This is a genomic window from Flavobacterium hungaricum, from assembly GCF_015182285.1.
GTDB lineage: Bacteria > Bacteroidota > Bacteroidia > Flavobacteriales > Flavobacteriaceae > Flavobacterium > Flavobacterium hungaricum.
This window is the reverse complement of the sequence record NZ_PRDM01000006.1, coordinates 408113-434531: the sequence shown is the minus strand read 5'-3', so window position 1 is coordinate 434531 and position 26419 is coordinate 408113. Positions and strand designations below refer to the sequence as shown.

Below are 26419 nucleotides of genomic sequence, written 5' to 3'. Positions count from 1 at the left end.
TAAAGCCCTGATGATCTCATTTTTTTTTAACCTCCAGATAAATCTGGAGGCAATTCAAAAATATTCTGTTTCACGAAAATCAATAAATTTGATTGAAAAACATTTTCAATCCTAAAAATTGAATTGCCAACATCTTTAGATGTTGGTATTAAATATTGATCACTAAAAAGGCTTTAGCCAAATAACCCCCAATCTAAATGAAAAAAGAACTCCATATTTTTTTTACCTGTTTAATGTTTTACACTCGGATTCCATGTCCAAAAAGCATCACACATCATCCTGATTATTTAAATAAAGCCACACGATATTTTCCTTTTATTGGATGGATTGTTGGAAGCATTTCTTTTTTCTTTTTTTATGTGTTTTCTTTTTTCGTATCAGTCGATGCTTCTGTTATTTTGGCAATAATTGCTTCTGTTTTAACAACAGGTGCTTTTCATGAAGATGGTTTTGCAGATGTTTGTGATGGTTTTGGCGGCGGATGGACGAAAGAAAAAATCCTGACCATTATGAAAGACAGTGCCATTGGAGCCTACGGAGCTATTGGACTCGTTTTACTTTTTCTTTTAAAATTCAAACTACTGTCTGAGACGGTTTCCGTTTTCAAAACAAACAATTCTTATTTTCCTTTTGTCATTCTTTTGTTGTTTATAACCGCTCATTCATTAAGTCGCTTATCGGCTGTAAGTATTATTTTTACGCATGAATATTCTCGTGACGATGCTTCGAGCAAAAGCAAACCCATAGCGCAGCAATACAGCTGGAAAGAAGTTTTTGGTGCTTTTTTGTTTGGTTTACTGCCTTTGATCGTGCTTTCTTATTTTTATCATTTGTTTATTCTGATTTTGATTCCAGTCTTTTTAACCCGCTTTTTTTTGGCGCGTTATTTTCAAAAATGGATTGACGGTTATACGGGAGATTGTCTTGGAGCGGCGCAGCAAGTTTGTGAAGTAATCATTTACCTCAGCATTTTAATTTTATGGAAATTTATTTAATCCGTCATACCGAAACGGTTTGCGAAAAAGGCATCTGCTACGGACAAACCGATGTAAATATAGCCGAACCATTTGAAGAAGTTTTTAAAAATATACTTTCTCAATTACCTTCAGAAGCAGTATTATTTTCAAGTCCGCTTAAACGATGTGTGCTTTTAGCAGACTATATTAAGAACAATATAAAAATTGATTCTTACCAAAAAGATCGTCGTTTAATGGAAATGAATTTTGGAGACTGGGAAATGGTTTCTTGGAATGAAATTCCGCAGGAACAATTAAATCCGTGGATGGAAGATTTTGTAAACATAAAAGTTTCGAATGGCGAATCGTTTACTGAACTTCATGAAAGAACAAAATCTTTTTTAAATGAAAAAACCTCAAAAGACGTTTTGCAGCCGATTATAATTGTGGCGCATGCCGGAATTATCAGAAGTATCTTATGCCATCAAACTTCTTTACCGTTAAAAGATGCTTTTCAAAATAATGTCGATTTTGGCGAGGTTATTAGAATTGAGGTCTAACGATGTTTTGTTTAGAATTTGGCTTAAAATGTGAAACAAATTTGAAAAATCGATAGTTTTAACTTTATCTTTGCACAAATTTAAGGTTGTGTTTTTATAAAAAAAACGCATTAAAAGGGAATCAAGTATAATCTTGAGCTGTACCCGCAACTGTGAGCTTAGTTCTAAAACGAATGCTTGTTGTTACTGCAAACCACTGTCACGAACTGCGTGATGGGAAGGAAAGACAACAAGACGCAAGCCAGGAGACCTGCCTTTGTAACTAATATCGAGCTCTCGGGAAAAAGAGTGTAGAAATTTATGACTATAAAATTAAGGTTTGCTTTTTGTTTGCTTTTCTTGTGCCAGATTTCCTTGGCGCAGAACGATACTATTACCAATTTAAAAGAAGTTTACGTTTCAGACAAAAATTTAAAAAAGTATTCCGCTTCTCAATCCGTTTTGAAGCTTAATGATTCTGTTATCAATAAAAATGAAGCCTTACTTACTGATTTATTAAACTTTAATTCCACTTTATATTTCAAAGAATATGGCCGTGGTATGCTTTCTACGGTTTCTTTCAGAGGAACAACTTCTTCTCAAACTGCAGTAATTTGGAACGGAATCAATATCAATTCGCAAATGAATGGAAGCACTGATTTTAATACTATTTCAGGTTCCGATTATAATTCTATTAGTGTAAAAGCCGGTGGAGGAAGTGTAATTTATGGAAGTGGGGCAATTGGAGGAACAGTTCACTTAAATAACGATTTGTTGTTTTTTAATCGGTTTGAGAATAACTTAAAACTAGATTATGGCAGCTTTAATACGATTGGAATTAATTACAAAACTTCTATTTCAAACAAAAAATGGAGTACTCAAATTGGTTTCTCTAAAAACAGCTCAACAAACGATTATAAATATTTAAATCGATACACTTGGAGAGGCGAACAACGTTGGAATCAAAATGGCCAGTACGACATTATTACCTTAAGTGCAAATGTTGGTTATAAAATAAACGATAACAATATTTTAAAGCTGTACAGCCAAACTTCAAATACAGACCGCAATACTTCTCTCATTACCGAAACAGATACTAAAACCAAATACGTTAACGGTTTTAATAGAAATCTTCTTGAATATGATGGGAATTTCGGGAAATTGAAAACCAATTTTAAAACGGCTTATATTTTTGAAAACTATCAATATTTTGGAAACATTGATTCTAAAAATTATTCATACGGGAAAACCGAAAACCTTATAACAAAACTAGATCTTGATTATACTTTATTTAAATCTACTCAAATCAACGGAATCATAGATTACAGCAGAACAAATGGTTACGGAACCAGCTTTGGAAACCATGTTCGCGAAATAAGTTCTGCTTCTTTATTACTAAGACAAGATATTGGAAGTAAATGGAAAACCGAACTTGGCGTTAGAAAAGAATTTACAAACAATTACAAATCACCACTTTTATTCAATTTTGGTTCTTCTTATAAATTAAACGACTGGTACAATTTAAAACTGAATGTTTCCAGAAATTTCAGAATTCCGACTTATAATGATTTGTATTGGGAAACCGGAGGAAATCCAGATTTGAAACCAGAAAGTTCTTATCAGGGAGAAATTGGTAATGTCTTCACATTTAAAAATATCAATTGTACGCAGAACTTTTATTACATAAAAGTAAAAGATATGCTGCAATGGGTTCCAGGACCGGGCGGTCTTTGGGCTCCAGTAAATCAGGATAAAGTTAACAGTTACGGAACAGAAACTTTAATTAACTGGACAAAAAGATATGGCAAGAATACTTTTGCAGTAAATGCAACTTATGCTTATACTATTTCAGAAGACAGCAAAACTAAAAATCAGATTTTCTATGTGCCGTTTCATAAAGCGACGGGAGCTGTTTCTTATTCCAGAAATAGGATGAATGCCTATTATCAGGTTCTCTACAATGGTTTTGTTTATACAACTGCTGATAATAATTCTGCCGATATCATAAACGATTATACTGTTTCTAACATTGGAATCGACTATGATTTTAAATTTTTAGATTCTTTTAAACTGGGCTTTCAGGTTTTAAACCTCTTAAATAAAAATTATGAAAGCTTAGAAAACAGACCAATGCCGGGTCGCAATTTTAATATGTATATAACCTTAAAATTTTAATATATGAAGTTCAGCAAATTACTTTTAATAGCTTTAAGCATTTCAGTATTCGTTTCTTGTTCAAGTGATGATGATAATGATACTCCAAAAGGTGCTTATGACAATGGTTTTTTCATTTTGAATGAAGGAAGTAAAAGCCTTGGAACTATTTCTTTCTCAAGTAATGATTTTAGCTCTTTTACTAAAGATGTTTACAAAACAGAAAATGGAACTGATGCAGTTGGAGGATATTTACAAAATATCTTTTTTAGCGGAGACAGAGCGTATATCATTGCAGGCGGATCTAATGTAATTAACGTAGTAAATCGTTATACATTTAAATTAATTGCAAAAATAGATTCTGATCTTGCTGCGCCAAGATATGGCGTTGTTAAAGACGGAAAAGCGTATGTGATCAACGCAAACACCTATTCGTATGATAATCCTGTAAGTGGCGATACAGACGACTACATTGCAGTAATCAACTTGTCGACAAACACTGTAGAATCTAAAGTAGCTTTAAACGCAACAGCAAATAGAGTTATTGAGGAAAATGGAAAACTTTATATTACAGACACCTATAATGACAAAATGTTAATCTATAACATTGCATCAAAAGCGCTTGAAACTCCTGTAACAATTGGTTATGACGGAGATTCTATTGAAGAAGAAGATGGAATAATCTTCATTTTAAGAAAACCTTACCAAGCTGCAGGTGAAATTGTAAAAATAAAAATAGCTGATAAAGCTGTTTCTCGTATTGCACTTCCTGCTAGTATTGGAGAAGCTGGTTTCTTGGATATTGAAGATAATAAAGTTTATTATACAGCTTCAAATGCAGTTTATTCTATTGGCCTAAGTGCTACAACAGCTGCGACAGCACCATTATTTACTTCGGATGCAAGCTACGTATATGGTTTTACTGTTAATGATAACCGCATTTATATTGCTGATGCAAAATTTGGAGCAGACAGTAAAGCATTTATCTACAGCTTATCTGGAGCTTTACAAAAAGAATTAACTACCGGAGCCGGATCAAACGGTTTCTATTTTAACGATTAAACTTTTACTTTTAGAATTGTTTTTGTTTAATTCACAAAAAAAGGCTTTCATTTCTGAAAGCCTTTTTTTTATTTCTTTATTAGATTTACTAACTCTTGCGGAGCCGTTTCTAAATACATACCATGACGAAGTCCGTTAATAATTTTCGAATCTGTTACATAAGGCATTGTAGTAACTTCTGAATCCTGACCGCTGCTTTTAGCAGTATTACCGGTAATTATCGAAATAGCCTTACTTAACAAAGGTTCAGCAGGATCTCCCAGAACTCCATAAGTTGTAATTCTTTCGATCTGCGGATAATCTGCAGTCAAACCTTGCTGGTAATCTCCAAAACCAGAGGCATTAGCAATTTTAAACACCAATGGCTGCATTGCATATTTGTGATTTTTATTCAATCCTTCTTTGGTAAGATAAGTATCTGAATCATAAACCGTAAAAGAACCTACATTTTTCCCTGTAGTAGTTTCTCCAATCTGCACAACGCTGATATAAGGTTTCAAACCATTAATAATCAATTCACTTGCAGATGCCGTACTTGCAGTTGTAATAATATAAATTTTACTTAGATTTAAGCTGTTTACTGCTTTACCGTCAATATCAGAGACAAATCTTTCGTTTAAGCTTTCTGGACTAAAAACACTCATCAATTTATCATTGTATTGTCTTTTCGAAAACACATTCGTTCCAAACTGTCCCGTAATCATGGTTGCCAATCGGGTTGAAGTACGAACAGATCCTCCTCCATTATAACGTAAATCTAAAACCAACTCTGTAATTCCTTGTGATTTTAACTCCCCAAAAGCTTGATTTAGTTTTTCATCATAATCAGAATAAAAACCATTATACAACAAATAACCAATTTTATGACTTCCTGAAGTAATTACTTTATTGATAAAAATAGGATTTTCTTCTAAAACAGTCTTAGTCAAAGAAACCGATTTTCCGTTTGACACAAATGTGCTTCCGACATAATCTGCAAAGTTTAAAGTATAACTGTCCTGACCTAACAATTGCTGATAATTAGAAACCGTAATTTGAGTTCCGTTTATTTTGGGAAACAAATCACCTCGTTTTATAGCTTTAGAAGAAGCGTCAGAATTTGGAATAATATAACGTACATAACCAACTAAATCATTAGAACCAGCTGCGGCACGCATTAATCCAAAATCAACTCCGTTATTTTTAGAAACACCGTTTAATTCTTGTTCAAGTACGGTATAATCGGAAACAATCCAGCTGAAACGGTCTACTGCGTCACCATTTTGAAATTTACTTTCTGGCTTGTACAATAAGTCTTCGAATAAATCTTCTGGTTTAGCATACCCTTTCAAGAAATTATTTAACTCGTTCTGATTTGCAAAACGATTATCTGCTAAGTTCGGAACATCTGCCTGCCATAAATAAACTTCATTCAATGCTTTCCAGATAAAATCATTTACCTGTATTGCTGCGGGAGCTGCTGTATCGTCATTATCTTCGCAGGACTGCAAAGAAAAGGCAAGAAGAAAAATAAAAAGAACGCTTTTTAAAGGTGTTTTCATACTGTGTAGGTTTCTTAGTGGTATAATTGTAAAAGTAATACCTTTAGTTTTATCTTGTACCAGTACCTAAGTTTTTTTTTACAACAAAAAAAAAATATTTTTTGTTGTAACAAATAGAATCTTGCTTCGTCTTGAATTTATAAGCTAATCAATAACCAACCGATTAATGAACCAAAATGTATTTATAGAACTCATAAATCCTTTTAAAGACAAAGTTTTTCGTCTGGCAAAAAGATTGCTTACCAGCACCGAAGAGGCCGAAGATGCGACTCAGGAAGTAATGGTAAAATTATGGAACAAAAAAGAAAACCTGGAAGATTACAACAGTGTAGAAGCACTGGCCATGACAATGACCAAGAATTATTGTCTGGATCAGTTAAAATCTAAACGAGCAGGAAATCTAAAAATCGTTCACAATAATTTTACAGACCGCCAGCCGCAACTGGACAAACAATTGGAAGACACGGACAGTCTGGAATGGGTAGAAAAAATTATAAATCAGCTGCCCGAACAAATGCAGTTATTAATACAGCTTCGGGATGTAGAACAATATGAGTTTGACGAAATAGCAAAAATTGTCAACATGAACGAAACTGCAATACGAGTGGCACTTTCGAGAGCTAGAAAAAAAATTAGAGAATCAATGACCAATACTCATCTATATGGAACTAAATAAAATAGAAGATATAATAGAAAAATACTTTCAGGGAGAAACATCTATTGCCGAAGAAAACCAATTAAAAGAATACTTTTCTTCATCAAATGTTGCGCAGCATTTGGAGCAGTACAAACCTATGTTTGGCTATTTCTCTCAGGCAAAAGAACAGAAATCAACGCATGAAATTCCACTACTTCCGAAGACTCGGAATAAACAACGTAAAACAGCGTGGTTATCGATTGCAGCTTCAACTGTAATTTTGCTCGGAGTGGGATCTTATTTTTATGTCAGCGAAAGCAATAATTCAAACACTGCAGTGGCTTCGAAGACAGAATTAGGAACCTATGATAATCCTGAAGAAGCATTGGCGGCAACGCAGAAAGCTTTAGCGTTATTATCAAACAATGTTAATGTAGGTATTGAAAGTGTACAATACATTAACGAATACGAAAAATCAAAAAATAAAATATTTAAACAATAAAATCAATCAAAAATGAAATCAACAATCTTAGAAAACAGTAAAAATAATACCACTAGCATGAAAACGATCTTTTTAACTTTAGTATTTGCCTTATTTACACAATTGTTCTACGCTCAAAATGCGTTTGACAAGTTTGACGGTCAAGACGACGTAACCTCTGTAATTGTCAACAAAAAAATGTTCGATTTGATGAGCAAAGTAAAAGTAGACGCTTCTGATAAAGAAACACAACAGTACATTAATCTCATCAAGAAACTGGATTACTTAAAAGTGTTTACAACTAAAAATCCAAAAGTAGAAGCTGATATGAAAGCTACCGCAGATAGATACATTAAAACTGCTGGTTTAGAAGAACTAATGCGCATTAACGACAGTGGAAAAAATGTCAAAATAATGGTAAAATCTGGTGCGACAGATACGCAGATCAAAGAATTACTAATGTATGTGGAAGGTGCTAAAAATGACGACACTGTTCTTTTATCGCTTACAGGTAATTTTGATTTAAATGAAATCTCTGTACTAACAGACAAAATGCAGCTTCCAGGCGGTTCTGATCTTAAAAAAGCCTCTAAAGGCAAAAAATAATGATGAAAGCGACAGTTATAACCTCAGCCCTATTCTTCTTACTTACTTTAGTAAGCTGTAATTCTGAACCGTCTCTGCAAAAATATTTTGTAGAAAACTCAGAGAAAAAAGATTTTATCTCAGTGGACATTTCACCGGATATTCTTAATGTAGAAAAATCCAAACTATCTGCCGAACAAAGTGAAGCTTTAAATTCTTTTGATAAAATGAATATTCTGGCTTTCAAAGCAGATCAAACAAATCAGGCGCAATTTGAAACCGAAAGAACCAAAGTAAAAGCCATATTAAAAGATCCGAAATATCAAGAATTGATGAAATTTGGTTCGGGTAAAGACGGTGCATCTGTAAGTTATGTAGGAAGTGACGATGATATTAAAGAGTTTGTCATTTTTGCCAACAGAAAAGAAAACGGTTTTGCAGTCGTGAGGGTTTTAGGAGATAATATGAATCCGAATAATATTATGACGTTGATGTCTGTGCTGCAAAAATCAAAAATTGATATGGAACAGCTGAAACCATTAGAACAATTACTTAAAAAATAATTTCTTACTTTATTTTATGAAAGCTCCAATAATGGAGCTTTCTTTTTTTAAAAACCAAATAAGAAAGATAAAACTTACTAATTCAATATTTTTTTTATTTTGATGCTACTCAAAATTAATTACATTTACCAAATGAGATTGAACTGCCAAAAACTCAATTTCATAACCTAATTAAACCATAATTATGATACAAAAAACATCGAATGCATTTATTGCAGCATCTTGGGTAGCTCTTGCAGCAGGAACAATCGGATTTATTGTTGGACTTGCCAGAGCCGAAATGCTGTTGAACGAAAAAGGATATTATTTCACTGTTTTAATGTTCGGACTTTTTGCTGTTGTTTCTCTTCAAAAAAGTGTTAGAGACAGACTTGAAAAACTTCCGGTAACCGATATGTACTACGGAATCTGCTGGTTCGGAACTCTTTTATCTATTGTTCTTTTAGTAGTAGGATTATGGAATGCAACTATTTTACCAAGCGAAAAAGGTTTCTATGCGTTTGCATTTTTATTAGCATTGTTTGGCGCCATTTCTGTGCAAAAAAACACAAGAGACAATATGAATTTTGGTCAAAGTGAATAGTTTTATAACCAAATAAAAGCAAAAAGCTCCAATTTTCATTGGAGCTTTTTTTATATAAAACTAATAATAAGGCTTTTAAAAAATTGTAATAAATACTTCATCAATTTTTTATTATTTAGAGGATTAGAAATAAATATTAACAAACATTTTTCTACATTTACAACCAAGATAACACAAATACCAATTATGAAAACACCAAAAATTCTTTTTCTTTTTTTAGTTTTAATTCTAAGCAGTTGTTCAAGTGATAACAGTGAAAATCCAGAAGATCCAACCGTTCCGACATCAAAATATGCTATGACTGCTAAAATTGATGGAACTTTATGGGAAATGAACAACCCGTTCAATTCAAATTTTGCAACAAAACCATTATTTACTTATTATCCTGCAAATGAATACATTCAATTACAGGGAAGAAAAGGATTAGACGAAATAGTTATATACATTAAAAGAAGCGATCTAAAAATTGGCACTTACCCTATTACACCAGAAACTTATGATGCTTCAAAAACACAAATACAATTTACATTTAATAGTAAACCCAAAAAACAATATGCTGCCAAAGGAACTTTATCTATAACATCAATTGATTTAAATACAAAAATCGTAGCAGGAACATTTTCTTTTAATTGCGTTGAGGAGTATTCAAAACCAATTGGAACGGATAATCCAGTTACAACGCAGGTTACAGATGGCACTTTTAATTATAAATATGATGTTGCCTACTAAGAAACAAAAAAGCTCCAATTTTCATTGGAGCTTTTTTTATATCTGAATCCGAGATTATTTACTCAAATACATTTTTCTTCTAGAGTACAATTCGTAGAATTGATCGTCTTTTAAGTCATCAATAAACAAGATGCTTTCTCCTGTCGATTTCATTTCTGGCCCTAACGCTTTGTTTACATTCGGGAACTTGCTGAAAGAGAAAACCGGCTGCTTAATCGCATATCCTTTTAATTGCGGATTGAAATCAAAGTCAGTTACTTTATTGTGGCCTAACATCACTTTTGTAGCGTAGTTTACATAAGGTTCTCCGTAAGCTTTTGCAATAAACGGAACCGTTCTAGAAGCTCTTGGGTTTGCTTCGATAATGTAAACCGTATCATCTTTTATCGCAAACTGAATATTGATTAAACCAACTGTTTTTAAAGCTCTTGCAATTTTATGCGTATGATCTTTAATTTGCTGCATTACAAATTCTCCTAAGTTAAAAGGAGGCAATGTTGCGTTACTATCTCCAGAGTGAACCCCGCAAGGCTCGATGTGTTCCATAATTCCAATGATGTACACATTTCCGTCAGCATCACAAATAGCATCCGCTTCAGCTTCGATTGCTCCAGCTAAGTAGTGATCTAAAAGTAATTTGTTTCCTGGAATTGTTTTCAACAAATCGATAACGTGCTCTTCAAGTTCTTTTTTGTTGATTACAATTTTCATTCCCTGACCTCCTAATACATAAGAAGGACGAATTAAAAGCGGGAAATCTAAAGAGTCTGCTAATTTTGAAGCCTCGTCAGCAGTTTCAGCAATTCCGAATCTTGGGAAAGGAATATGCAATTCTGTCAACAAGTCAGAGAAACGTCCTCTGTCTTCTGCTAAATCAAGTGCATCAAAACTAGTTCCGATAATTTTGATTCCGTATTTAGAAAGTTTATCCGCCAATTTCAAAGCCGTCTGCCCTCCTAACTGCACGATTACACCTTCTGGTTTTTCGTGTTGGATAATATCGTAAATATGTTCCCAGAAAACTGGTTCAAAATATAATTTATCAGCTGTATCAAAATCTGTCGAAACCGTTTCAGGATTACAGTTAATCATGATTGTTTCGTAACCGCATTCTTTTGCAGCCAAAACTCCGTGCACACAAGAGTAATCAAACTCGATTCCTTGTCCGATTCTGTTTGGTCCAGAACCTAAAACAATTACTTTCTTTTTCTCTGTAACAACGCTTTCATTGTCTACAAAACGCTCTCCGTTTGCTTTTTCGATTTCAGCTTCAAAAGTTGAATAGTAATAAGGAGTCTGCGCTTTAAACTCAGCCGCACAAGTATCTACCAATTTAAATACACGGTTGATTTTTTGCTCCATACGTAAAGTATGCACTTCACTTTCCAAGCAATTCATCATGTGAGCCAATTGTCTGTCGGCAAAACCTTTTTGTTTTGCTTCTAGTAATAATTCTTTTGGAAGATTAGAAACTTTATAGTTTGAAATTTCTTTCTCTAAAACATACAGTTCTTCGTATTGTTTTAAGAACCACATGTCAATTCTTGTAATTTCATGAATTCTGCTCAACGGAATTCCCATTGCTATTGCATCATAAATCACAAAAACTCTGTCCCAGCTTGCATAAGTAAGCTTTTCGATTATCTGCTCGTAATCTTTGTATCCTTTTCCGTCAGCTCCTAAACCATTTCTTTTAATTTCTAAAGATTGAGTTGCTTTGTGAAGCGCTTCCTGAAAAGAACGTCCGATTCCCATAACCTCACCTACAGATTTCATCTGAAGACCTAAAGTTCTGTCAGATCCTTCAAATTTATCGAAGTTCCAACGTGGTATTTTTACGATTACATAATCTAAAGTTGGTTCGAAAAGAGCCGAAGTAGATTTTGTAATTTGATTTTGCAATTCATCTAAATTGTATCCTAAAGCCAGTTTAGAAGCAATTTTTGCAATTGGATAACCCGTTGCTTTTGATGCTAAAGCAGAAGAACGAGACACACGAGGGTTAATTTCGATTGCTACGATATCTTCTTTTTCGTCTGGAGAAACTGCGAATTGTACGTTACAACCTCCTGCAAAATTCCCGATACTTCTCATCATTAAGATTGCGTAATCTCTCAGTTTTTGAAAAGTTGTATCCGATAAAGTCATTGCAGGTGCAACGGTGATCGAGTCTCCTGTATGGATTCCCATTGGATCCATGTTTTCGATAGAACAGATAATAACTACGTTATCATTTTTATCTCTTAAAAGTTCTAATTCGTATTCTTTCCATCCCATCAAAGCTTTATCGATCAAAACTTCGTGAATTGGAGATGCTTCTAAACCTCTTGTTAGAAGTTCGTCAAAATCTTCTTTTTTGTAAACCACTGCTGCTCCAGTTCCTCCTAATGTGAACGAAGGACGAATTACAAGCGGAAAACCAAATTCCTGAGCAATTTCTTTTCCTTCAAGGTAAGAAGTAGCTGTTTTAGCAGGCGCAGTTGGCACATTTATTCTTTCTAAAAGCTGTTTAAACTGCTCTCTGTCTTCTGTAATATTAATAGCGTTTACATCAACTCCAATTAATTTTACTCCGAAATCCTGCCAGATTCCTTTTTCTTCAGCTTCCAAACACAAGTTCAATGCTGTCTGCCCTCCCATTGTAGGTAAAACTGCGTCAATTTGCGGGTGTTCCTTAAGAATTTCAATAATCGATTTTGTAGTCAAAGGTTTCAAATAAATATGATCGGCCATAGATGGGTCGGTCATAATAGTTGCTGGATTTGAGTTTATCAAAATAACTTCAATCCCTTCTTCACGAATCGAACGAGCAGATTGAGATCCCGCATAGTCAAATTCGCAAGCTTGGCCAATAACGATAGGTCCTGAACCTATAATTAAAACTGATTTTATTGATGTGTCTTTAGGCATTTTTGTATGTATTGTGTAGTTATATAAAGTCTTCTAAAAAACATTCGTAGTCTATTCTAAACGAGAATGTTGAGATTTTTTTTACCGACAAGGTATAAAAAAAGGCGATACTAAAAAAGTAATCGCCTTATGTATGTTTATACAAACATTATTTTTTGTGTCTAGGCTCGCTAGAAACAGTTAATTTATGTCTTCCTTTTGCTCTTCTACGCGCTAGAACTTTTCTTCCATTCGCAGAAGCCATTCTGTCCATAAATCCGTGCTTATTTCTTCTTTTTCTTTTCGATGGTTGAAATGTTCTTTTGCTCATTGCTTTGTATCTTTAAAAATGGTATCTATTAACTCTTTTTTGGTTTTGGATATCGTTGTTCAAAAACCGAGTGCAAATATACAAAGACTTTTTTTTCTGGCAAGTACTTTTATAAAAATATTTTTAATTCCTTTTACTATCTTTGCAATCACAAATTTACAATAATTATGTTTCACAAAAATATTAAACTTATTTTAGCCGGACTTCTAGTAGTGGCGGGCATTTGGCAATTTACAGAAAGTAATATCGGGAATGGAATCTTTCTTATTTTACTAACTGCAATTCCAATTTTTCTTTATTTTAAAAATGAATTTATCCTTTTAGCTTTCCTTAAATTAAGAAAACAAGACTTCGAAGGCGCTAAAAAATGGTTATCCCATATTAAAAGCCCAGAAACTGCTTTGGTAAGAAAACAACAAGGCTACTTCAATTATCTTCACGGAATCATGTTATCTCAAACTAATATCAATCAGGCTGAGAAACATTTCAAAAAAGCTATCGAACTTGGACTATCAATGGATATGGATTTGGCTGTAGCTAAATTAAACCTTGCAGGAGTTGCAATGTCACGCAGAAGAAAACTGGAAGCTACTAATTTATTGAACGAAGCTAAAAAATTAGATAAACAAGGAATGCTGAAAGAACAGATTTCTATGATGAAAGAACAAATGAAGAAAATTTAAACTTTTCTGAAATTCCAATAGTAAAATCCCAAATTCAAAAAGAGTTTGGGATTTTTTTATTTTAGATTTTAGATTTTTGGAATTTGGAATTTGGGCTTTGGAATTTGAAATTTGGAATTTAGAATTTTCAAAATTGGAATTTACTTTTCCAAAATGATCGACGGCAGATTCTCATTCAGCCATTTGTATTTATTGAGAATCATAATATGCGTACCGCCTTTTACTACAATACAGCTGTTGATATATTTTATAGGAAAAACGTGGTCGTTATCTCCATGAATATGAATTACTTTTTGGTCAACCTGATTTCTATCCCATCGAATAACGGTTTCCACCGCCCATTGCAAATAATAAATATCGCGTACTGAAAGAAATTTTTCATACAATTGAATGCGTTTGTTTATTTTTTCACCAAACGAAAATTTAGCCAATTTTTCTACATTCAATATAATCTGCATCGGAATCAATTTGTATGCTCTTGTCCTTTTTCCGATCTTCATTCGTCTCGGAAACTCGGCATTACTTCTTACACTCGAAATAATAATCACCTTACGGGCATTAATGTATTTTGCCATTTCCTGCACCAAAATCCCTCCAAAAGAAACGCCTATCAAAACTGGATTTTCGTGTTTGATGTTTTTAGAAATTCGCAGCGCATAATCTGACAAAGCTTCTTTGGGATGCGGAATTTCCCATTCTAAAAAACATATTTCAAAAATAGTTTCGTCTAGTTTAATTCTTTCAAAAATAGAAGGACTTGCTGCCAAGCCCGGCATAAAATAAACTGGAATTTTACTCATAGCACCAAAAAGATTACAATTACCACTAACTTATTTAAAAAAAATAAAGTTACTTTTTTTCCTTTCATCTAATCAAATTTCGAGCCTTAATTATGTAATCGATTCCAAAAAAAACATTGCATGTCAAAAAAATAACTTAATATTGAAAATCAAATGATTACATTTGTATTTGAAACAAATTCTGGCTGAAAATCTTATAAAGAATTTTCTTTCAACTTTGTTTACCGTCCCAAATTCACTATTTAAACATAACCAAAAAACACTAATTACTATGGAAACAATTGCAACTATGGAAATCAAAGACAACACTTTTGCGCGCCAATTTGAAGCCACAGTATCTGAAGGAATGCTGGCAGTTGAATATTCATTTCAAGAAAAAAAGATTTTTTTAACCAAAATTAACACGCCGGATTCGTACCAAAACGAAGAGGCGATTAATACTTTGCTTAAAAACGTCTTAGATTTGAGCGGCGAAAAAAACTACAGAGTCGTTCCTATTCATCCAAAAATCGTAGCATTTTTCAAAAAAAATCCCCGCTACAAAGAATTACTCCCTCCAGGAATCCGTATCTAAAAGTCACCAATTAATCGGAGCCATAAACCTCCTATTACCATATAAATAAAGAGCATAACCAATCCGGTTATAAGCCCTTTAACCCACCAGCTTTTAAGGTCTACGTAACCGCTCCCAAAGAAAACGGGAGCGGGCCCGTGGCCATAATGCGTTAAAGTTCCATACAGCGAACCTATAAATCCTAACATAAAAGCCAGCAGCAATCCCGGAATTCCCAGTGAAACCCCTACTCCAAGCAAAGCTGCATACATGGCAGCAACGTGAGCTGTGGCGCTGGCAAAAAGATAATGGCTGAAGAAATATACCAAAACAATAATTGGAAAAGCCATCTGCCAGCTCAAACCGCCAATCTGCACTTTTATCAAATCACTAAACCAAGCAATAAAGCCCAATTCGTTAAGCGAGCTGGCCATCATAACCAAAACAGAAAACCAGACAATAGTATCCCACGCTCCTGTTTCGGCTTTGACATCTTCCCAAGTTAAAACAGAAGTCAGCAGTAAAATCACCAAACCTATAAAAGCGGTTGTTGTGGCGTCTATAGAAAATAAATCTCCTGTCATCCAAAGAAAAAGCAGTATAAAAAAAGTCAACAGCATCATCCATTCATTTCTGGTAACAGCTCCCATTTCTTTTAATTTCTGCATGGCAATTTGAGGGGCATCTCCCGTCTTTTTTAATTCTGGAGGATATATTTTATACAACAAAAACGGGATCACAAAAAAGGCGCACAATCCCGGAACAATTGCTGCCGCAGCCCAAGACATCCACGTAATCTTTATTCCTAAATTAAGCGCAAATTTTTGACACATCGGGTTACTGGCTGTTCCAGTAAGAAACATTGACGAAGCGATTAAATTCATATTGTAACTGTTTAAAGTTAAATAAGAACCTAATTTCCTATGCGTTTCAGGATTTTCTGGCATTGAGCCAAAACTCATGGCCATTGATTTCATAATCGGATAAATAATACCGCCGCCTCTAGCCGTATTACTGGGTACTGCCGGCGCTAAAACTAAATCGGCCAAACCTAAACCATAAGCTAATCCGAGCGAACTTTTTCCGAATATTTTTATGAATAAAAATGCAATTCTGTTTCCTAAACCTGTTTTGATAAATCCGCGGGCAATAAAAAACGAAATTCCGATGAGCCAGATCACTTTATCCCCGAAACCTTTTAATGCCAAAGTAATCGATTTTCCAGGATCTCCAGGCGCCAAAACCTGAGACATAGCCGTTAATGCAATTGCGATCATACACATGGTTCCCATGGGAGCCGCTTTTAAGATGATTCCTAAAATGGTAGCAACAAAAATGGCAAACAAATGCCATGCTTCCGCTTTAACTCCGTTTGGTGCTGGAATTAACCAAATTATAATTCCAACTGCAAGTGTAATAAGGGTTTGAGTAATTTTTATCTCTTTCATAAATTAAAAATTTAGTTAAACTAAAGACGGCATTGAAACTGAATTAAAAACAAGTTGTCACTATAACTTGATGTATCTGGAATATCACGAGCAAATCGATCAATTTCAAACCCCATTTCGATTCGGCCAGTGTATGCTTTACCAAATTCGAGACTTATCATTGGAGTGTAAGTCTGTCTAAGGTTGGAATTAATCTTGTAACTGGGATCAAATCTTTCGTAACGACAGGATAATTCTAAAGAAGTTAATTTTTTGTAATCGATTAAGTACCTCAAATTAGGCAGAAAGTAAACACCTCGCATTTGATAATCGGCAACATTTGGCGTTCTGCCCGTTACAGGTAAAGAAAAATATAAATTATGATTGGTTCCCTGTTTGTATTCTATCTGCAGATCAAAAGTAAACTTATCTGTGAGTTTAAAATCGCTGGTAATATCAGCACCAACAGCAAAAACATCCTGAGTAGAAACCGCTCCTATCCCGCCGTTTAATCCTAAATTTATTTTATGCTTTTTTGAAAGCCCTAAAACCCATCTAGTCGAATACAGTTTCCCATTATCAGAATCTTTTTCCTGATTTTTGCCGTTTCCATTTAAGATGGAAAAAGCATAGCTGATCGGAATTTTTCCAATATCTACAGCTCCTGTAACCGAAGCTCCGATTTGAAAACTCGTCCAGCCATTTTTTCCGAATTCGTAATACTGATTAGAAAAATCAAATGATTTTATAATATCAACAGGAACTAACTCTTCTATACCAAAAGCTGGTCGAAATTGTCCACCAGTCACGGCTATATATTTATTAAAAGTATATTTTCCGTAGGCATTTTCAAGAACCTTCCCTTTTGTATCCGATTTAAAATCGGCTAGATTTACTAAAATTACAATTTCTGTAGCTTCGCTTAATTTAGTATTCAACCCTACACGCATTCTTTTAATATCAAATGAGGTCTGGGTAACTTCTCCTGTAGAATGATGTACTCCAAGAACATCAACATCGTTGGTCGTATTGGCCATAAACCTTGCCTGAAAAAGACCTTTAAATTGAAATTGAGGATATTTTATACTACTTTCTGGAGTTGGCGGTGTAGTTGTTACTGTGGTTTGAGCATGTAAAAAATTCGGCAGTATAAAAAGAACAAAGACAATTTTTACTCTAATCAGTGTATTCACTTTTTTCATAAAATAAAAATTTAAGTTGTACTAAAAATTAGGGACAATCCCTTGTCAAAAAAAAACATAACTATCTAATAATCAACACGAAAAGGATTGCCGAATTTACTAAAAAAAGAAATACATTATAAAAAAAAAGAAGAAAAAAAGCACAAAACACCTATAATAAGTCGGTTTTTTATGGTTACTTCTTTCATAATACACCTCTTAAGTTAAATCATGGAGGTTAAAAAAATCTTCCCTGAAATTGTATGATAAAAAGCTTATTATCATAAGAGGTACTATTACTAATATTCTTTTTGTAGTTATCAAGCTGCATTCCTATTTCGACTCGTCCAGTGTAGCCTTTTCCAAATTCTAAACCTGCCATTGGAGTATAGGTTTGTTTTGCATTTGAATTTATTTTAAAACTTCTGTCAAAATATTCATAGCGGCAGGAGAATTCTATTGCAGTCAATTTTTGGTATTTAATTTCATACCTTAAATTGGGCAAGAAATAAGCTCCCCGCATTTGATAATCAGCAATATCTGCAGTTCTTGAATTTGTATCCAACGAATAATAAAGAAAGTGATTAATACCTTGTTTTCCTTCAAGCTGTGTTTGCAGGATCAATTTATCCGTCAATTTAAAATCAGCCGTAAGATCCAATCCAACTGCGTACACACTGCTGTTGTAAACTTCTCCGATACCGCCATTTATACCAAAATTGATATTGTGTTTCTTACTAAACTCAAAAACAAGACGAGAAGAATATTGTTTCCCATTATCTTTATCAGAAACCTGATCTTTTCCGTTACCATTTACAGCAGAAATGGTATAGGATACCGGAATTTTGCCCAACTCAAAACTTCCGAAAACCGAAGCTCCTATTTGAAAACTCGTCCAGCCGTTATTGCCAAATTCATTATACTGATTTGAGTAATCAAACGATTTAAGAATATCGGCAGGATTTGCTTCTTCAATTCCAAAAGCAGGCCTAAACTGCCCAGCCATAACCCCTACTCTTGTATTAAAAGTATACCTCGCAAAAGCATTTTCTAAAACTTTCCCTTTGGGATCTGATTTAAAATCCGCAAAATTCGCTAAAACAACAACATCAAAATGTTCTGCTAATTTTACTGTAGCTCCCAAACGCATTCTTTTAATATCGAATGTGTTCTCAACGGCCTTTCCGTCTGTATGATGAAGTCCTGTAACAGCATCAATCCCATCATTGAAACCGCTTAAATACCTTCCCTGAAAAAGTCCCTGAAATTTAAATTGAGGATATTTTATTTCACTTTGAGAATTAAATTCATTTGTCTGTCCATTAGACATAAAGGGAAATAGCAAAAGGAATAAAATAGATTTTAAGCCTAAAAAATTATGGGCCTTTTTCATAATTATTAAATTTTGTAAACACAAGCTTTTTATGCGCTTATTCTTACGGTAAATTTAATTTCTTAATTGAAAGAAAAAACTGATATATATCATTCCTCTAAATTTTATACCAATATTTTTAATATGCGATAAATAAAAAAGGCATAAGAGTAAACTTATGCCTTTTAATAGTATTTAAAACAGAATTTATTTTTCGATCTCTCTCATAGAATCCATTTTTTTGTGCGCTAGGAAACCGGCAACATCTTCAAAATGTTCTTTTACTCTTTTGTTTCCAAATTCAAAAACTTTAGTTGCTAATCCGTCAAGGAAATCACGGTCGTGGGATACCAGAATCAAAGTTCCGTCAAAATCACGCAAAGCATCTTTAATAATATCTTTGGTTTTCATATCCAAGTGATTCGAAGGCTCATCGAGAATTAACAAGTTTACAGGCTCCAGCAGCAATTTGATCATTGCCAAACGTGTTTTTTCTCCTCCAGAAAGTACTTTTACTTTTTTGGTGATATCATCACCCTGAAACATAAAAGCACCTAATATATTTTTGATTTGTGTTCTAATATCTCCTACTGCAATACCGTCAATGGTTTCAAAAATAGTGGCATTTTCGTCTAATAAAGCAGCCTGATTTTGTGCAAAATATCCGATTTGTGAATTATGTCCGATTTCAACGCTTCCTGAATCCACGCCGATTTCTTTCATAATGGCTTTGATCATCGTTGATTTTCCTTCACCATTTTTTCCAACAAAAGCAACTTTTTGGCCGCGCTCGATTACGATATTAGCATCTTTAAAAACTACGTGATCTCCGTACGATTTAGACATTTCTTTTACCACAACTGGATATTGTCCCGAACGTGCTGCAGGCGGGAATTTTAATCGTAAAGCCGAAGTATCTACTTCGTCAACCTGAACAATTTCCAATTTTTCCAGCATTTTTACACGAGACTGCACCGCATCGGTTTTAGAAAATGTTCCTTTAAAACGATCAATAAAAGCCCTGTTATCTGCAATCATTTTTTGCTGCTCGTCATATGCTTTCTGCTGGTGGATACGACGGTCTTTTCTTAATTCTAAATAATGAGAATATTTCGCTTTGTAATCGTAAATTCTTCCCATAGTAACTTCAATAGTACGGTTTGTGATGTTATCTACAAACGCTCTATCGTGCGAAATTACCACTACTGCTTTGGCTTGATTTAAAAGAAAATCTTCCAGCCATTGAATACTTTCAATATCCATGTGGTTGGTTGGCTCATCCAGCAAAATCAAATCTGGTTTTCTTAATAAAATCTTCGCCAGTTCGATACGCATTCTCCATCCTCCGGAAAATTCAGAAGTCTGACGTGTAAAATCTTCACGTTCAAAACCTAAACCTACTAAAATTTTCTCTACTTCTGCTTCGTAATTGACTTCTTCGATTGCATAATATTTCTCGCTTAAGTCCGAAACTCTTTCAATTAATTTCATGTAAGCATCACTTTCATAATCTGTACGAACCGTTAACTGCTCATTGATTTCGTCGATTTCAGCTTTCATGCTAAAAATTTCACCAAATGCCTTAGAAGCTTCCTCCATAACAGTTGCACCGTCTTCGGTAAGTAAATGTTGCGGCAGATATGCAATAACCGCTTCTTTTGGAGCCGAAATACTTCCTGTTGATGGCTTATTGGCTCCCGCAATTATCTTTAAAAGTGTCGACTTTCCCGCACCATTTTTACCCATAAGGGCAATTTTATCATTTTCGTTTATAGCAAAAGAAACATCGCTAAATAATGTAGTTCCACCAAACTGAACCGAAATATCGTTAACTGTAATCATTATGTCCTGTAAATTTGTTTAATCGGTTAATCGTTTAGCTGATAACCCATTTTTTTTTCGTGGTGCAAAGATAGATTTTAATTAGATAATGTGCCAATGAGATAATTAGATAATTTTATAATGTGTCAATTAGAAAATGTGAGAATTAGAAAATTATAATAATGTGACAATTAGAAAATGTGAGAATTAGATAATTCGTCAATTAGATAATTAGAATAATGTGACAATTTGGAATATTCAACTTTATATGTAACAAAACCCGCTAGATTTAAAAAACATCTCAGATTTGAACATCGACGTTCATTATCTAATTATCTAATTGACAAATTTTCTAATTGACAAAATTTCTAATTGACAAAATTCCTAAATGTTTCCAGAAATGGGGTTTAATTTTGAACTTGTATTCCTAAATTTGAAATACGAGAAAAACTGTCAAAAGATGAAAGTGTTAATAATAGAAGATGAAGCAGGTTTGCGTGAAGTGGTACAGCAGTCACTTGAAAAAGAAAAATATATTGTAGAAACGGCAAACGATTATATTTCTGGTTTTGATAAACTGGGCGCTTATGATTACGACTGTATTTTAATAGATATTATGCTTCCGGATGGAAATGGATTAGATTTACTGCAGGAAATAAAAAGACAGAAAAAACAAAGTGCTATTATTATAATTTCGGCAAAAGATGCGGTTGACGATAAGGTTAAAGGACTGGATCTTGGCGCCGATGATTATTTGAGTAAACCGTTTCATCTATCTGAATTACATGCCCGAATCAAATCGGCTATTCGGAGAAACAATCATAATGGAGATAATTTAATTGTCTGGAAAAATGTGACACTTTCTCCAGAACAGCGCACCGTTTCTATAGACGGCAGCGAATTGATTTTAAACCGAAAAGAATTTGATTTGCTTTATTATTTCATTATCAATCCAAACCGATTGATAAACAAAACTGCAATAGCAGAATACGTTTGGGGCGACCACACGGATCAGGCAGACAATCTGGATTTTGTATATTCGCAGATTAAAAATCTTCGTAAAAAACTGAAAGACAGCAATGCCGAAATTGATATTCAGGCGGTTTACGGTATTGGATATAAAATGAATTAATGAAATTACAAAATTACACTCTTCGCTATCTGGCACTTACCCTTTTGATCGTAATTCCAATTTGGGCAGGGATTTTTTATGTTCTTATTTTAGATGAAGTGTATGATAATATTGATGATGATTTAAAAAACTCCAAAATTATCATTATCAGACATGCTTTTGTCGACAAAAAACTCTTGAATTCTCCTGAATTCGGCATCAATAAGTTTACTATAAAACCGATTCCGAAGGGAAATTATTCAAGTAAAGATGAGTTTTCTTCCACAAAAGAATTTATGGAATATGATAACGACGACGAACCTATTCGGATTTTAAAAACAGTTTTTAAAGATGAAGCGGGAAACCCGTACGAATTAATCATAAAAGCTTCAATAGTTGAAGAAGACGAACTGCTCGAAGATTTATTCCTGGCTTTGATTGGATTATATATCATGCTCGTGATTAGTATTTTGGCCGTAAATCATTTGCTTCTAAAAAAAATATGGAAATCATTTTATACGATTTTAGAGAACCTTAAAGAAATAAAACTCGGAACGGGAAGCAAATTAAAACCAATTGATTCTCCTATAAACGAATTTAATATTCTGGCAAAAGAGGTTGAAAAAATGCTAAATCGTAACGAAAGTATTTACTCAAGCCAAAAACAATTTATAGAAAACGCTTCGCACGAATTGCAGACTCCTTTGGCAATTAGTATTAATAAATTAGAATTATTTGCAGAAAATACTGTTTTGACAGAGGAGCAGATGATGGAAATTGGTAAAATAACCGATACTTTAAACCGATTAACCAGACTAAACAAATCATTATTAATGTTGTCGAAAATTGAAAACCAGCAATTTTCTGAAGAAGAAAACATTAATTTTAACGAGCTTATTCTTTTATTGACAGAGGATTATACTGATCTGGCCGATTTTAAAAAGGTAAAAATTACTGTAACCGAAAACGATACGTTGTACTTTATAATGAACAAAGGATTGGCCATTGCCTTAATCAGCAATTTATTAAAAAATGCCTTGATCCATAATCACCACGACGGTTTTGTGAATTTTGTAATCAACAAAAATGATATTCTAATTTCTAATACGGGCATTAATTTTCCATTAAATTCTGAAGTGATTTTCAGCAGATTTTACCGCCACACTACCACAAACGAATCTACCGGTTTAGGATTATCAATTGTAAAATCGATTCTTAACAATTATTCCATTGGTATCGAATATTCATTTATGACGCAGCACCAATTCAAAATTATTTTTCCAAAAAAATAGTATTTTTCTTTTTTTTCCTAATTGTTTCCAAATTCAGGTCATAATCTTGTATCAGAATTAAAACATACAATTATGAAAACGAAATCAAATTTAGCTGTGTGCCTTATTGCAGGCTTAGCATTTGGATTTTCTGCAAATGCTCAAAAAACTACCATTGCAAAATCTGCTTTGCCGGCCAATGCCCAGACTTTTCTAAAGACTCATTTTGCAGGACAAGAACCTACTTATATTATAGAAGACAAAGAAACTTTTTCTAAAGATTACAAAGTTCGATTTGCAAACAATATTGAAGTAGAATTTGACGGAAAAGGAAATTGGGAAGAAGTAGACGGAAATCATACCGCAATTCCGGCAACTGTAATTCCGAAGGCAATTGCATCTTATGTAAAAACAAATTTCCCTAACACGGCCATTACCAAAATTGACAAAGGAAACTGGGGCTATGAAGTTGATCTAAGCAACGGACTAGAACTGGAATTTAACTCTAAAGGAAATTTTTTAAGAATCGACAACTAAAACAAAACTCATAAATTAAAAAAACAATAATCATGAAAAGAATACTATTATCAGGATTTATCGCTTTATCACTTTTATTAACAACAACATCATGCGATAACGATGATGATCACGACACGGTTATCACTGCCGCAGATTTACCGGCAGCCGCAACTGGTTTTATTACTGCATATTTTCCTAATGCGACGTATCAGTCTATAAAAAAGCAAAACAAAGCAGATTCTGACGGATCTATATACGATGTTTACTTAACCAATGGCTTTGATATTGATTTTGACGTCAACGGAAACTGGGTTGATATTGATGGAAATTACCAAGCGATTCCAGTTGAATTGATTCCCGAGAAAATCAATGCCTACGTAACAACAAATTATCCTAATCTGTTTGTAACCTCAATTGACAACGAAACAACTTCTACCGAAGTGGAACTTTCTAATAATCTGGAGCTGGTTTTTGATCTTCAGGGGAATTTCCTTCGAATTGATAAATAAACACAGCCTACAGTAAAACCTAAAAGCTCCGAATTTAATTTCGGGGCTTTTTTTTTAGAAGTTCTGATTTTGTAATATATCAATATTCCGATATCTTTTAAAAATTTAAGTATTATCTTGTATAACAATTAAAAATCAGCAAAATATGAAAACGAAATTGAACGTTACGGCCAGCCTATTTGCAGGATTAATATTTGGATTTTCTGCTAATGCGCAAAAAACTGTAATTAAAAAAGAAGCTTTACCAGCAAATGCACAAACTTTTTTAAAGGCTCACTTTGGATCAAAAAAGCCGAGCTATATCATTGAGGACAAAGAAATCCTCTCTACAGAATACAAAGTTCAGTACGACAATAAAATGGAAATCGAATTTGATAAAAAAGGAAACTGGAAAGAAGTAGATGGAAACAATTCTAAAATACCTTCTTCGATCATTCCGAAAAAAATTGCTTCGTATGTGAAAGATAACTTTCGTAAAGAAAAAATAACCAAAATAGAAATAGGAACCTTTGGTTATGAAACAAAACTCACCAACGGTTTAGAATTGAAATTTAACCTAAAAGGAGATTTTACTAAAATAGATAAATAGCAATTATAAAAAAACAAAACCCGACAGGCTTTAGAAACCTGTCGGGTTTGTTACATTATCTCATTATCAAATGGACTAATATTTAATTAGTCTTTTCTCCATTTTTTTGTTTCTTCAAAAACGTGTTCTAAAATTGCTTGTTCAGTTGCATCAAAATCGATATTTCGTCTTGACAGTACCAGTCTTGCCGTTTCAAAAGCTTTTTTGGTTACATAAGTTGTAAAGCCTGCTGCACCTCCCCATGAAAAACTCGGAACAAAGTTTCTTGGAAAACCGCTTCCAAAAATATTCGCGCTTACTCCAACTACAGTTCCAGTATTAAACATGGTATTAATACCGCATTTACTGTGATCGCCCATCATTAAACCACAAAACTGAAGTCCGGTTTTAGCGAATCCTTCTGTTTCGTAACTCCAAAGTTTTACTTCTTCGTAGTTGTTTTTGAGGTTCGAATTATTAGAATCTGCACCAATGTTGCACCATTCCCCTAAAACAGAATCGCCTAAAAATCCTTCATGGCCTTTATTAGAATTAGCAAAAAGAACAGAGTTTTTCACTTCTCCCCCAATTCTGGATCCAAGACCAACAGTGGTTGCTCCGTAAACTTTAGCCGACATTTTTACCATTGCATTTTCGCATAAAGCAAAAGGCCCGCGAATTACGGTTCCTTCCATAATTTCAGAATTCTTACCAATATAAATAGGCCCTGTCGAAGCATTTAATGTTACGAATTCTAATTTTGCTCCTTCTTCGATAAAGATATTTTCTGGTGCAATAACATTTACGCTTTTTGGGATTGGCTGCGAGGTTCTATCTTCCGTTAAATAATTAAAATCTTCACGAATCGCAGCATCATTTTTAGAAAAAATATCCCAAGTATTTTCTATAGTAATACAATCATCATTGTACTGAATGATTTCATAAGTCTCAAAATCGACTTCTTCTTGATTTTCGTTTGCAAAAAAAGCAATTACATCTTCACCTTTAAAAACAGCCTGATTTTCAGTCAAATTAGAAACCAACTCTGCAAGCGTATCATTTGGCAAATACGCGGCGTTGATCATTATATTTTCCTCCATTTCCACCATCGGATATTTATCTGACAAATATTCTTCGGTTATGGTGGTAATGGTCGAACCTAATCGTTTTTCCCATTTCTGGCGAATGGTCATTATTCCGACTAAAATATCAGCCACAGGTCTTGTAAAAGTAAATGGTAATAAAGCATTCCGAACGGGACCGTCGAAAAGAATGTAGTTCATAAATAATTGAGTGTTTGTTAAAATTTGATTTGGTTACCTGAGCCCAAAGTTACAAATATTTATGTGTCTGATTAAATAGGCTCTTATTCAAAATAAGAAAATAATTCTTTTTTTAGAGGAAGGAGAAATATTGAGGAGAAATTTGACCTTTATATTCTTATTTTTTTTAATCGCAAAGTTCGCAAAGCTTTGTCTGGATTTCGCTTTACGAACTTTGTGTGTTTCAAAAAAACTGATCGTAAAAATCCTTGCACACTTTGCGGTTAAATTA

Annotated in this window: 26 protein-coding genes and 1 riboswitch; of the genes, 17 read left to right on the top strand and 9 right to left on the bottom strand. The window is 33.7% G+C overall.

Translation table 11 applies throughout. The features are described 5' to 3' along the window. The first annotated feature begins 197 nt into the window (after positions 1-197). From C4F50_RS24025 to C4F50_RS24010, 4 genes are all read left to right on the top strand, one after another. Complete coding sequence (locus tag C4F50_RS24025; RefSeq protein ID WP_194141165.1) at positions 198-995, top strand: adenosylcobinamide-GDP ribazoletransferase; 798 nt, start codon at positions 198-200, stop codon at positions 993-995. After that, on the top strand, positions 980-1516 hold the full coding sequence (gene cobC, locus C4F50_RS24020) for an alpha-ribazole phosphatase (protein WP_194141164.1): 537 nt from the start codon (positions 980-982) through the stop codon (positions 1514-1516). The genes C4F50_RS24025 and cobC overlap by 16 nt, the downstream gene beginning before the upstream one ends. A gap of 66 nt (positions 1517-1582) precedes the next feature. Then, positions 1583-1788: riboswitch (cobalamin riboswitch) on the top strand. Between the two features lie 28 nt (positions 1789-1816). Continuing rightward, positions 1817-3670 carry a TonB-dependent receptor plug domain-containing protein gene (locus tag C4F50_RS24015; RefSeq protein ID WP_194141163.1) on the top strand — a complete coding sequence of 618 codons (1854 nt, stop codon included), beginning with the start codon at positions 1817-1819 and terminating at the stop codon, positions 3668-3670. Positions 3671-3673: 3 nt separating this feature from the next. Beyond that, positions 3674-4711: a DUF5074 domain-containing protein gene (locus C4F50_RS24010; protein ID WP_194141162.1), complete on the top strand. Its 1038-nt coding sequence runs from the start codon at positions 3674-3676 to the stop codon at positions 4709-4711. Between the two features lie 68 nt (positions 4712-4779). Here the strand turns inward: C4F50_RS24010 and C4F50_RS24005 are convergent, their stop codons facing one another. After that, positions 4780-6252 (bottom strand): S41 family peptidase, encoded by a 1473-nt coding sequence (locus C4F50_RS24005; RefSeq protein ID WP_194141161.1) that lies wholly within the window; start codon positions 6250-6252, stop codon positions 4780-4782. A 166-nt stretch (positions 6253-6418) separates the two neighbouring features. Here C4F50_RS24005 and C4F50_RS24000 point away from each other — a divergent pair, with 166 nt between their 5' ends. From C4F50_RS24000 to C4F50_RS23975, 6 genes are all read left to right on the top strand, one after another. Beyond that, positions 6419-6928, top strand: coding sequence for an RNA polymerase sigma factor (locus C4F50_RS24000; protein ID WP_194141160.1), 510 nt, complete (start codon positions 6419-6421; stop codon positions 6926-6928). Further along, a complete protein-coding gene (locus C4F50_RS23995) occupies positions 6915-7391 on the top strand; it encodes a hypothetical protein (protein WP_194141159.1) in 477 nt (158 codons plus the stop codon). Before C4F50_RS24000 ends, C4F50_RS23995 begins: the two co-directional genes overlap by 14 nt. A gap of 57 nt (positions 7392-7448) precedes the next feature. Further along, on the top strand, positions 7449-7976 hold the full coding sequence (locus C4F50_RS23990) for a DUF4252 domain-containing protein (RefSeq protein ID WP_194141263.1): 528 nt from the start codon (positions 7449-7451) through the stop codon (positions 7974-7976). 2 nt (positions 7977-7978) lie between these two features. Then, a complete protein-coding gene (locus tag C4F50_RS23985) occupies positions 7979-8518 on the top strand; it encodes a DUF4252 domain-containing protein (RefSeq protein ID WP_194141262.1) in 540 nt (179 codons plus the stop codon). A gap of 184 nt (positions 8519-8702) precedes the next feature. Beyond that, positions 8703-9101 (top strand): inner membrane protein YiaA, encoded by a 399-nt coding sequence (yiaA, locus tag C4F50_RS23980; protein ID WP_194141158.1) that lies wholly within the window; start codon positions 8703-8705, stop codon positions 9099-9101. A 186-nt stretch (positions 9102-9287) separates the two neighbouring features. Continuing rightward, positions 9288-9830 carry a Riean_0653 family protein gene (locus C4F50_RS23975; protein ID WP_194141157.1) on the top strand — a complete coding sequence of 181 codons (543 nt, stop codon included), beginning with the start codon at positions 9288-9290 and terminating at the stop codon, positions 9828-9830. A 54-nt stretch (positions 9831-9884) separates the two neighbouring features. On the opposite strand, the gene carB is transcribed toward C4F50_RS23975, so the two are convergent. Both carB and rpmH read right to left on the bottom strand, forming a co-directional pair. Continuing rightward, positions 9885-12740, bottom strand: coding sequence for a carbamoyl-phosphate synthase large subunit (carB, locus tag C4F50_RS23970; protein WP_194141156.1), 2856 nt, complete (start codon positions 12738-12740; stop codon positions 9885-9887). A gap of 148 nt (positions 12741-12888) precedes the next feature. Further along, the gene (gene rpmH, locus C4F50_RS23965; RefSeq protein WP_008464848.1) at positions 12889-13050 is read right to left on the bottom strand and encodes a 50S ribosomal protein L34; all 162 of its coding nucleotides are present in this window, start codon (positions 13048-13050) and stop codon (positions 12889-12891) included. A gap of 167 nt (positions 13051-13217) precedes the next feature. Between rpmH and C4F50_RS23960 the strand changes: the two genes are divergently transcribed. Beyond that, complete coding sequence (locus C4F50_RS23960; RefSeq protein WP_194141155.1) at positions 13218-13733, top strand: DUF2892 domain-containing protein; 516 nt, start codon at positions 13218-13220, stop codon at positions 13731-13733. Between the two features lie 140 nt (positions 13734-13873). Here the strand turns inward: C4F50_RS23960 and C4F50_RS23955 are convergent, their stop codons facing one another. After that, positions 13874-14533 carry an alpha/beta hydrolase gene (locus C4F50_RS23955; protein ID WP_194141154.1) on the bottom strand — a complete coding sequence of 220 codons (660 nt, stop codon included), beginning with the start codon at positions 14531-14533 and terminating at the stop codon, positions 13874-13876. Between the two features lie 271 nt (positions 14534-14804). Between C4F50_RS23955 and C4F50_RS23950 the strand changes: the two genes are divergently transcribed. Next, positions 14805-15107: a GNAT family N-acetyltransferase gene (locus tag C4F50_RS23950; RefSeq protein ID WP_228012126.1), complete on the top strand. Its 303-nt coding sequence runs from the start codon at positions 14805-14807 to the stop codon at positions 15105-15107. Here C4F50_RS23950 and C4F50_RS23945 read toward each other — a convergent pair. The 4 genes from C4F50_RS23945 to C4F50_RS23930 form a co-directional block, all read right to left on the bottom strand. Continuing rightward, positions 15104-16534: an anion permease gene (locus C4F50_RS23945; protein ID WP_194141153.1), complete on the bottom strand. Its 1431-nt coding sequence runs from the start codon at positions 16532-16534 to the stop codon at positions 15104-15106. The genes C4F50_RS23950 and C4F50_RS23945 overlap by 4 nt on opposite strands. A 20-nt stretch (positions 16535-16554) precedes the next feature. Then, a complete protein-coding gene (locus tag C4F50_RS23940; RefSeq protein ID WP_194141152.1) occupies positions 16555-17715 on the bottom strand; it encodes a porin in 1161 nt (386 codons plus the stop codon). Between the two features lie 217 nt (positions 17716-17932). Beyond that, positions 17933-19087 carry a porin gene (locus tag C4F50_RS23935; RefSeq protein ID WP_194141151.1) on the bottom strand — a complete coding sequence of 385 codons (1155 nt, stop codon included), beginning with the start codon at positions 19085-19087 and terminating at the stop codon, positions 17933-17935. 186 nt (positions 19088-19273) lie between these two features. Further along, positions 19274-20908, bottom strand: coding sequence for an ABC-F family ATP-binding cassette domain-containing protein (locus C4F50_RS23930; protein WP_194141150.1), 1635 nt, complete (start codon positions 20906-20908; stop codon positions 19274-19276). Positions 20909-21347: 439 nt separating this feature from the next. On the opposite strand from C4F50_RS23930, the gene C4F50_RS23925 reads away from it, so the two are divergent. From C4F50_RS23925 to C4F50_RS23905, 5 genes are all read left to right on the top strand, one after another. Continuing rightward, entirely contained in the window at positions 21348-22019 is a 672-nt protein-coding gene (locus C4F50_RS23925) for a response regulator transcription factor (RefSeq protein WP_194141149.1), read from the top strand. Next, the gene (locus C4F50_RS23920) at positions 22019-23290 is read left to right on the top strand and encodes a sensor histidine kinase (protein WP_194141148.1); all 1272 of its coding nucleotides are present in this window, start codon (positions 22019-22021) and stop codon (positions 23288-23290) included. Before C4F50_RS23925 ends, C4F50_RS23920 begins: the two co-directional genes overlap by 1 nt. A 72-nt stretch (positions 23291-23362) precedes the next feature. Then, on the top strand, positions 23363-23806 hold the full coding sequence (locus C4F50_RS23915) for a PepSY-like domain-containing protein (protein WP_194141147.1): 444 nt from the start codon (positions 23363-23365) through the stop codon (positions 23804-23806). A 32-nt stretch (positions 23807-23838) separates the two neighbouring features. Beyond that, entirely contained in the window at positions 23839-24297 is a 459-nt protein-coding gene (locus C4F50_RS23910) for a PepSY-like domain-containing protein (protein ID WP_194141146.1), read from the top strand. 145 nt (positions 24298-24442) lie between these two features. Then, entirely contained in the window at positions 24443-24886 is a 444-nt protein-coding gene (locus tag C4F50_RS23905; RefSeq protein ID WP_194141145.1) for a PepSY-like domain-containing protein, read from the top strand. Between the two features lie 86 nt (positions 24887-24972). Here C4F50_RS23905 and C4F50_RS23900 read toward each other — a convergent pair whose 3' ends face one another. Then, a complete protein-coding gene (locus C4F50_RS23900) occupies positions 24973-26148 on the bottom strand; it encodes a GlmU family protein (RefSeq protein WP_194141144.1) in 1176 nt (391 codons plus the stop codon). Positions 26149-26419: the final 271 nt, after the last annotated feature.

Bases quoted from the DNA above. Each gene is read 5' to 3' on its own strand.
- C4F50_RS24025 (WP_194141165.1), top strand. From the start codon at position 198: ATGAAAAAAGAACTCCATATTTTTTTTACCTGTTTAATGTTTTACACT.
- cobC (WP_194141164.1), top strand. From the start codon at position 980: ATGGAAATTTATTTAATCCGTCATACCGAAACGGTTTGCGAAAAAGGC.
- C4F50_RS24015 (WP_194141163.1), top strand. From the start codon at position 1,817: ATGACTATAAAATTAAGGTTTGCTTTTTGTTTGCTTTTCTTGTGCCAG.
- C4F50_RS24010 (WP_194141162.1), top strand. From the start codon at position 3,674: ATGAAGTTCAGCAAATTACTTTTAATAGCTTTAAGCATTTCAGTATTC.
- C4F50_RS24005 (WP_194141161.1), bottom strand. From the start codon at position 6,252: ATGAAAACACCTTTAAAAAGCGTTCTTTTTATTTTTCTTCTTGCCTTT.
- C4F50_RS24000 (WP_194141160.1), top strand. From the start codon at position 6,419: ATGAACCAAAATGTATTTATAGAACTCATAAATCCTTTTAAAGACAAA.
- C4F50_RS23995 (WP_194141159.1), top strand. From the start codon at position 6,915: ATGGAACTAAATAAAATAGAAGATATAATAGAAAAATACTTTCAGGGA.
- C4F50_RS23990 (WP_194141263.1), top strand. From the start codon at position 7,449: ATGAAAACGATCTTTTTAACTTTAGTATTTGCCTTATTTACACAATTG.
- C4F50_RS23985 (WP_194141262.1), top strand. From the start codon at position 7,979: ATGAAAGCGACAGTTATAACCTCAGCCCTATTCTTCTTACTTACTTTA.
- yiaA (WP_194141158.1), top strand. From the start codon at position 8,703: ATGATACAAAAAACATCGAATGCATTTATTGCAGCATCTTGGGTAGCT.
- C4F50_RS23975 (WP_194141157.1), top strand. From the start codon at position 9,288: ATGAAAACACCAAAAATTCTTTTTCTTTTTTTAGTTTTAATTCTAAGC.
- carB (WP_194141156.1), bottom strand. From the start codon at position 12,740: ATGCCTAAAGACACATCAATAAAATCAGTTTTAATTATAGGTTCAGGA.
- rpmH (WP_008464848.1), bottom strand. From the start codon at position 13,050: ATGAGCAAAAGAACATTTCAACCATCGAAAAGAAAAAGAAGAAATAAG.
- C4F50_RS23960 (WP_194141155.1), top strand. From the start codon at position 13,218: ATGTTTCACAAAAATATTAAACTTATTTTAGCCGGACTTCTAGTAGTG.
- C4F50_RS23955 (WP_194141154.1), bottom strand. From the start codon at position 14,533: ATGAGTAAAATTCCAGTTTATTTTATGCCGGGCTTGGCAGCAAGTCCT.
- C4F50_RS23950 (WP_228012126.1), top strand. From the start codon at position 14,805: ATGGAAACAATTGCAACTATGGAAATCAAAGACAACACTTTTGCGCGC.
- C4F50_RS23945 (WP_194141153.1), bottom strand. From the start codon at position 16,534: ATGAAAGAGATAAAAATTACTCAAACCCTTATTACACTTGCAGTTGGA.
- C4F50_RS23940 (WP_194141152.1), bottom strand. From the start codon at position 17,715: ATGAAAAAAGTGAATACACTGATTAGAGTAAAAATTGTCTTTGTTCTT.
- C4F50_RS23935 (WP_194141151.1), bottom strand. From the start codon at position 19,087: ATGAAAAAGGCCCATAATTTTTTAGGCTTAAAATCTATTTTATTCCTT.
- C4F50_RS23930 (WP_194141150.1), bottom strand. From the start codon at position 20,908: ATGATTACAGTTAACGATATTTCGGTTCAGTTTGGTGGAACTACATTA.
- C4F50_RS23925 (WP_194141149.1), top strand. From the start codon at position 21,348: ATGAAAGTGTTAATAATAGAAGATGAAGCAGGTTTGCGTGAAGTGGTA.
- C4F50_RS23920 (WP_194141148.1), top strand. From the start codon at position 22,019: ATGAAATTACAAAATTACACTCTTCGCTATCTGGCACTTACCCTTTTG.
- C4F50_RS23915 (WP_194141147.1), top strand. From the start codon at position 23,363: ATGAAAACGAAATCAAATTTAGCTGTGTGCCTTATTGCAGGCTTAGCA.
- C4F50_RS23910 (WP_194141146.1), top strand. From the start codon at position 23,839: ATGAAAAGAATACTATTATCAGGATTTATCGCTTTATCACTTTTATTA.
- C4F50_RS23905 (WP_194141145.1), top strand. From the start codon at position 24,443: ATGAAAACGAAATTGAACGTTACGGCCAGCCTATTTGCAGGATTAATA.
- C4F50_RS23900 (WP_194141144.1), bottom strand. From the start codon at position 26,148: ATGAACTACATTCTTTTCGACGGTCCCGTTCGGAATGCTTTATTACCA.